The sequence below is a fragment of the Burkholderia sp. Ax-1720 genome, assembly GCF_011753035.1.
Lineage (GTDB): Bacteria > Pseudomonadota > Gammaproteobacteria > Burkholderiales > Burkholderiaceae > Burkholderia > Burkholderia gladioli.
In genome coordinates this window covers 68,705-75,583 of the sequence record NZ_VWWK01000018.1, presented here as the reverse complement: position 1 = coordinate 75,583, position 6,879 = coordinate 68,705, and the positions used below count along the sequence as shown (strand labels likewise).

General features: G+C 70.3%; 5 protein-coding genes. 3 read left to right on the top strand and 2 right to left on the bottom strand.

What is annotated here, in order from left to right:
• Window positions 1–42 precede the first annotated feature (42 nt).
• Both F3J18_RS08770 and F3J18_RS08765 read right to left on the bottom strand, forming a co-directional pair.
• Window positions 43–1,596: a sugar ABC transporter ATP-binding protein gene (locus tag F3J18_RS08770; protein ID WP_166912570.1), complete on the bottom strand. Its 1,554-nt coding sequence runs from the start codon at window positions 1,594–1,596 to the stop codon at window positions 43–45.
• Window positions 1,593–2,597, bottom strand: a complete 1,005-nt coding sequence (locus F3J18_RS08765; protein WP_025100758.1) for a sugar ABC transporter substrate-binding protein — start codon at window positions 2,595–2,597, stop codon at window positions 1,593–1,595. Before F3J18_RS08765 ends, F3J18_RS08770 begins: the two co-directional genes overlap by 4 nt.
• Window positions 2,598–3,034: 437 nt before the next feature.
• Here F3J18_RS08765 and F3J18_RS08760 point away from each other — a divergent pair, with 437 nt between their 5' ends.
• From F3J18_RS08760 to F3J18_RS08750, 3 genes are all read left to right on the top strand, one after another.
• On the top strand, window positions 3,035–3,643 hold the full coding sequence (locus tag F3J18_RS08760) for a hypothetical protein (RefSeq protein WP_166912569.1): 609 nt from the start codon (window positions 3,035–3,037) through the stop codon (window positions 3,641–3,643).
• A 67-nt stretch (window positions 3,644–3,710) separates the two neighbouring features.
• On the top strand, window positions 3,711–4,319 hold the full coding sequence (locus tag F3J18_RS08755; RefSeq protein WP_166912568.1) for an alpha/beta fold hydrolase: 609 nt from the start codon (window positions 3,711–3,713) through the stop codon (window positions 4,317–4,319).
• A 409-nt stretch (window positions 4,320–4,728) separates the two neighbouring features.
• On the top strand, window positions 4,729–6,828 hold the full coding sequence (locus F3J18_RS08750; protein ID WP_166912567.1) for a catalase: 2,100 nt from the start codon (window positions 4,729–4,731) through the stop codon (window positions 6,826–6,828).
• The last annotated feature ends 51 nt before the right edge of the window (window positions 6,829–6,879 follow it).

The following is a 6,879-nucleotide window of genomic DNA, read 5'->3' as shown; positions in this document are numbered from 1 at the left end:
CGCCGCCGGCGGTCGCGTCGGGCCGGGCGTCGAGGACCTTGCTCATGCCGCCGCCTCGCTGCGTGCCTGGCCGCGCTCGAAGGCATCGCCGCCGCGCGCGCCGGTGGCCCAGGCGAGCAGTTCGTGGCGGTCGGTGTCGCGCGTGACGAGTTCGCGAACCAGGCGGCCGCGCGCCATCACCAGCACGCGGTCGGTGATGCCGAGCAGCTCGATCAGGTCGCTCGAGAACAGCAGCACGCTGGCGCCCTCGCGCGCGAGGCGCTCGAGCAGCCGGTAGATCTCGTGCTTCGCGCCGATGTCGACGCCGATGGTCGGCTCGTCGAGCAGATAGACATGCGAGGCGCGGCTCAGCCACTTGGCGAGCGCGACCTTCTGCTGGTTGCCGCCCGAGAGCTGGCGCACCGGCGCGTCGCTGCCGGGCGCGCGGATCGCCAGCGCCTCGATCAGGCCCGCCACGATGCCGGTTTCCCGCGCGCGGGCCACCAGGCCGAAGCGACTCACGCGCCCGAGGCTGGCCAGCGAGATGTTCTCGCGCACCGACAACGCGGGCGCCACGCCGTGGGCGCGACGGTCCTCCGGCACGAAGGCGATGCCCTGGCGCACAGCGTCGCGCGGCGAGCGCAGGCGCAGCGTGCGGCCGTCGAGCGCGAGGCCGCCGCTCACGCCGCGTTCGAGCCCGAACAGGCTGCGCACCAGCGGCTTGCCGCCCGAGCCGAGCAGGCCCGTCACGCCGACGATTTCCCCGCGGCCCACTGAGAACGACACGTCCTCGAAGCGGCCCGGCCCCGACCACCCCCTCCCGCGCAGGCTCGCGGGGCCGATCCGGCGCGGCTCGGCCTGCGCGCCCGACGGCGCGTCCTCCCCGATCATCGCGGCCACCATGGCCTCCACCGAGCTTGCGCGCGCATCGAAGTGGGCCACGTCGGCGCCGTCGCGCAGCACCGTCACGCCGTCGCAAACCTGGGCGATCTCGTTGAGGTAGTGCGAGACATAGAGAATGGTCTGGCCGCGCTCGCGCAGATGCTCGATGGTGCGCAGCAGGCGCTCCACCTCGCGGTTCACCAGCGCGGCGGTGGGCTCGTCGAACACCAGGATGGCGGGCTGCTCCACCAGCACGCGCGTGATCTGCACCAGTTGCTGCTCGGCCACGCTCAGTTCGCCGATCAGCCGGTCGGGCGGCAGCGTCACGCCGAAATGCGCATCGAGCGCGTCGAGCGCCGCGCGCCGCATCCGCCGCCGGTCGAGCAGGCGCAGCGAGCCGGCCGCGCGCGGCCCGAAGGCCGGTTCGCGGCCCAGCCACAGCGCCTCGGCCACCGTCAGCGTCGGCGCGAGCAGGCGTTCCTGGTGGATGAAGCCGATCCCGGCCGCGCCGCGTCGCGCGAGCCCATCCACCTCGATGCTCCCCGCATCGGCCTCATGGATGCCGGCCAGGATCTTGATCAGGGTGGACTTGCCCGCGCCGTTCTGGCCGATCAGGCCATGCACGGTGCCGCGCGGCACCGTCAGCGAGGCGCCGCGCAGGGCCGGCACGCCGTCGAAGCGCTTGACGATGCCGCGCAGCGCCAGCGCGGGCGGCGTGCTGGCCGGCCCGCTCATTTCGTTGCAGCCGCAACGGGCTGGGCCTGGCCGAGCGTTTGCTGCAGCGAGCCGGCATTGTCCTTGGTCACCAGCAGCGAGGGCACGTAGGTATAAGGCGGCAGCGAGCGGTCGCCCGCCAGGTAGCGCGCCACGTTGTCGGCGGCGGTCTTGCCGATCAGCGCCGGCTGCTGCGCCACCACCGCGCCCGCGCTCGACTTCGGATCCTTGACCAGCGCCACCACGTCGGGGCTGCCGTCCACCGCGTAGGTGCGGATCTCGCCGCGATGCGCGGCGTCCACGGCCTGCGTGGCGCCCACCTGCGGCACATCCCAGGCCGACCAGATCGCCGAGATCTGCCCCTTCGGGTACTTGGTCAGCAACTGGCTGACCTGCGCATAGGCGTTCTGCACCGTGTTCGGGATCACGTCGCGCAGCTCGGGCTCGATGATGTGGACCTTCGGGTAGTACTTCAGCACCGCCTTCAACTGGTCGTAGCGGATCGCGCAGACCGGCACGCCGTAGAAGCCGTTGAACACCAGGATGTTGCCCTCGCCGTGGATGTCGTTGACCAGCTTCAGCGCCAGTTGCTCGCCGATGAAGAAGTTGTCCGAGGTGGTGTCGTTGATGCTGGCCGGCGAGGCGGTGTCGATCGTGAACAGCGGGATGCCGGCCTGGCGGATCTTCTGCAGCCAGGGTTCGAGCACCGAGGCGGTGCCGAGCTGCTCGATGATCGCGTCGGGCTTCTGCGCGATCAGCGTCTGGATCTGGGCGATCTGGCGGTTGTCGTTGCGGCCCGCGTCGAGCGCGATCGGCGTGCCGCCGAGGCGCTTGATCTCGTCGATGGCGCCCTGGTAGGCCTTCAGGTCCCAGTAATGGTCGGTGCCGGCGGCCGTGATGCCGATCCGCTTGCCCTTCAGCGAGGGCACCGGCGCGTTGTCGGGCGCGGCCTGGGCTTGCGCGGACGGCGCCGGCAGGGCCAGCGGCACGGCCAGCGCGGCGGCCGCGGCCACGGACGACAAGCGGGCGGCGAAATCGACGCGGAAGCGGCGGCGGGTGGTACGAAGGGCACGAACGGGACGAATAGGGCGAAGGCGGGAGCGGGGCGTCATCGAGGCACGAGTCAGGTCGGGAGAACGTCGGAACCGGCTGCGATCGAGCCGGATCAGCAGCAATCTAATCGGCGGCCCCGGTCTCGCGAAACCATCGATTTGCGCTTTGGTTATGAGCGCCGGCCTGAAGTGCTTTGCCGGTTTCCCGCGCGTTGCATCTGACGTGGGGTGGATTGTCGACGCGATGCGGCGCAATGGGGGTGATCGTTGCGCTTCGCGGCGCCTATCGCCGGCCTCGATTGACAAGGCCGGCGGCCGCCTGCAAGCTCCGCGCTTCCCATTTTTTCTCGATGCGCGAGCGCCGGCCGCAGGGCGCGTGGCGCACCTCGATCTGTTCAGGACTTCGCATGAAGAAACGCTGGATCGCCGGCATCGTGGCGCTCGCCGTGCTCGGCGCGGGTGCCGGCCTGGCGCTGGCCGGCCGCGAGCTGTCGCGGGTGGTGCCGGTCGCCAACGGCATGACGCGCGTCTCGTTCGACGGCAACGACGGCTACGTGATACGCAGCTGGCGCGAGAACTACAACGCGCATGGCTTCGACATGATCAGCTTCCACTTCGTCGACAAGGCCAATGGCGGCCAGTGGAACCTGGTGCCGCTATACGGCGCGCCGGGCAAGGCCCGGGCCAAGGGCGCCGACGACGACGAAATCGACACGCTGACCGTGAGCGGCGGCGCGGACTGCCTGCTGCAGGATTTCCGCCTGCTGAAGGCGGCGGCGGGGCAGCCGATGCGGCTGATCGTGGCGACGCGCGAGATGGGCGACAACTACGCGGCTTCGGAGACGGTGCGTTTCAGCGAGTATGTGCTGACGCGCAACGACGACGGCACGATCGGCTGGCCGCCGCTGTACTTCAAGCTGGTCAAGCGCACACAGTCGACCGGCAGGTATTGCGACGTGAACGAGGCTTTTGACCGTGAACGGCATCTCGGCACGCTGAGCGGCATGGCGCATTGATTGAGCTTTCGTCGCGCGGCATGCCGATACCTGCCGTTTAGCGCCGAATCATCACCGAGAGAGACCCATGCCGACTCCATCCACCTTGCTGTTCCTGCCGGGCGCCTCGGGCGATACCGGTTTCTGGCGGCCGCTGGCCGATCGCCTCGAAACCACGGCCGAGCGCGAGATCCTCGCCTATCCCGGCTTCGGCGGCGAGCCCGCCGATCCATCGATCCGCGATCTCGACGACCTGCTGGAGCGCGTGCTGGCACGCATCGAGGGCCCCACCGCGCTGATCGCGCAATCGATGGGCGGCGTGCTGGCGGTGCGCGCCGCGCTCGCCCGGCCCGAGCGGGTCACGCACCTGGTGCTGTGCGTGAGCTCGGGCGGCCTCGACATGGCCGCCCTGGGCGCGCGGGATTGGCGCGCCGATTTCCTCGCGAACAACGGGCATCTGCCGGATTGGTTCGTCGCCAGCCGGGGTGAGCTCGGCGAGCACTTGCCGGCCGTCTCGCAGCCGTCCCTGCTGATCTGGGGCGACGACGATCCTTACAGCCCCGTCGCCGTCGGCGAGCGGCTGCACGGCCTGCTGCCCGATTCGGCCCTGCACGTGGTACCGGGCGGCCGGCACGATCTGGCCCGCGTGCATGCGGCCTCGCTGGCGCCGCTGGTCGACGCTCATCTGCGGCGCTGAACGCCGCCGCATCCCCTTCCGCGTTCCTCCGGCTTCTCCGCCGCGTTTCCCTCGCTTCTTCCCCGCTTCTCCGCCTCGTGCCGGGCTCGTGCCCGGCACGGCGCCATCGCTTCCCTCCTCCCTCCGCGCGCCGGGTTCGCATCTTGCGCCTGCCTTGCCGACGACTCGCGGCACGCGCGGCACCGATGTGCCGCCGCGCCTCGCCGAGCCTTGCCGCGCCGCCCGCGCCGGCACGGCGCGGCGGGCGCCGCCGCCGGTCCCTGTCGGGCACGGCCGTGTAGTTTTTGCACGCCGCCGCGCCCGATGCGATTCCGGCCCGATCGCGCCCCGCCATGTTCGCCGCCTCGCGGCCTCGTGCCTCGGCGCGCATCGCAGGCCCCAACCCCACAACCCGCCGCGGAGGAAACACATGGCCAAATCGAAAACGCCCCAGGATGCCGGCACCGTCATCGGCAAGGGCGGCGAAACGCATCAGCAGCACACGGGCCAGGGCAAGCACGATCCCGAGGTGCTGACCACCAATTTCGGCGTCCCCGTTTCGGACAACCAGAACAGCCTGCGCGCCGGCGAACGCGGCCCGACGCTGCTGGAAGACTTCGTGCTGCGCGAAAAGATCTTCCACTTCGACCACGAACGGATTCCCGAGCGCATCGTGCACGCGCGCGGCAGCGGCGCGCACGGCGTGTTCCGCTGCACCAGGGCGATTCCCGAGCTCACGCGCGCCAGCCTGTTCCAGAAGGTCGGCGACGAGGTGCCGGTGTTCGTGCGCTTCTCGACCGTGGCCGGCGGCGCGGGCTCGGTCGACACGCCGCGCGACGTGCGCGGCTTCGCCGTCAAGTTCTATACGCAGGAAGGCAACTGGGACCTGGTCGGCAACAACATCCCGGTGTTCTTCATCCAGGACGCGATCAAGTTCCCCGACCTGATCCACAGCGTGAAGATGGAGGCCGATCGCGGTTACCCGCAGGCGGCTTCCGCGCACGACACCTTCTGGGATTTCGCGAGCCTGATGCCCGAAAGCACCCACATGCTGATGTGGGCGATGTCGGATCGCGCGATCCCGCGCTCGCTGCGCATGATGCAGGGCTTCGGCGTGCATACCTTCCGCTTCGTCAACGCGAAGGGCCAGGGCAAGTACGTGAAGTTCCACTGGAAGCCGGTGCTCGGCGTGCAGTCGACCATCTGGGACGAGGCGGTGAAGATCGCCGGCGCCGACCCGGACTATCATCGCCGCGACCTGTACGAGGCGATCGAGGCCGGCGATTTTCCCGAATGGGATCTCGGCATCCAGGTGTTCGACGAGGCCTGGGCCGCGAAGCAGCCCTACGACGTGCTCGACGCCACCAAGCTGATTCCCGAGGAGGAGATCCCGGTCGAGCCGATCGGCCGGCTTACGCTGAACGCCAATGCGAAGAACTTCTTCGCCGAGACCGAGCAGGCCGCCTTCCTGCCCTCGAACGTGGTGCCGGGCGTCGATTTCACCAACGACCCGCTGCTGCAGGGACGCCTGTTCAGCTACCTGGACACGCAGAAGTCGCGGCTGGGCACCACCAACTTCCACCAGATCCCGATCAACGCGCCGCGCTGCCCGTTCCACAACATGCAGCGCGACGGGATGATGCAGACCCAGGTGCCGGAAGGCCGCGCGAACTACGAGCCGAACTCGCTGGCCGACGCGGGCGAGCCGGGCGGGCCGCGCGAGGCGCCGGCCGAGGGCTTCAGCACCTTCGAGGCCAATGCCGAGCGCAACGATCCCTCGGAGAAGCTGCGCGTGCGCGCCGAGCTGTTCGCCGACCACTACAGCCAGGCGCGGCTCTTTTTCCGCTCGCTGCAGCCGATCGAGCAGGCGCACCTGGCCTCGGCCTTCGTGTTCGAGCTGTCGAAGGTGTCGCTCGAGGCGGTGCGCTCGCGCATGGTGTCGAGGCTGCGCAACGTCGACGAATCGCTGGCGCAGCGCGTCGCCGACGGCCTCGCGATCGCGCTGCCGCCGGCCGCGCTGCCCGCGCGCGAGCCGATCGACATGAAGCCTTCGCCGGCGCTGTCGATCGTCGGCAATGCGAAGCACACCGTGCAGGGCCGCAAGGTCGGCATCCTGTTCGACGAAGGCTCGGACAAGGCGGAGATCGACAAGCTGGTGGCGGCGATCGAGAAGGGAGGCGGCCGCGCGATGCTGATCGCGCCGAAGGTCGGTGGCATCGCCGTGAAGGGCGGCACGCTGACGGCCGACGGGCAACTGGCCGGCTCGCCCTCGGTGCTGGTCGACGCGGTGGCGCTGGTGCTGGCGAAGGACGCGGCCGAGCGGCTGGCGGCCGATTCGGCGGCGATCGCCTTCGTGCTCGACGCCTATGCGCACCTGAAGGCGATCGGGCATACGCCCGGCGCGCAGCCCTTGCTGGATCGGGCCGGCGTGCAGGCCGACGCGGGCGTGACGGGGCTCGGCGATGCCTTCGTGAAGGCGGCGGGGCAGCGCTTCTTCGATCGCGAGCCGACGCTGCGCACGCTGGCCTGAGCGCGGGCGAGCCGGGTGCCGGCCTCGGCTCGTGCCCAAGCGCGCAAAAGA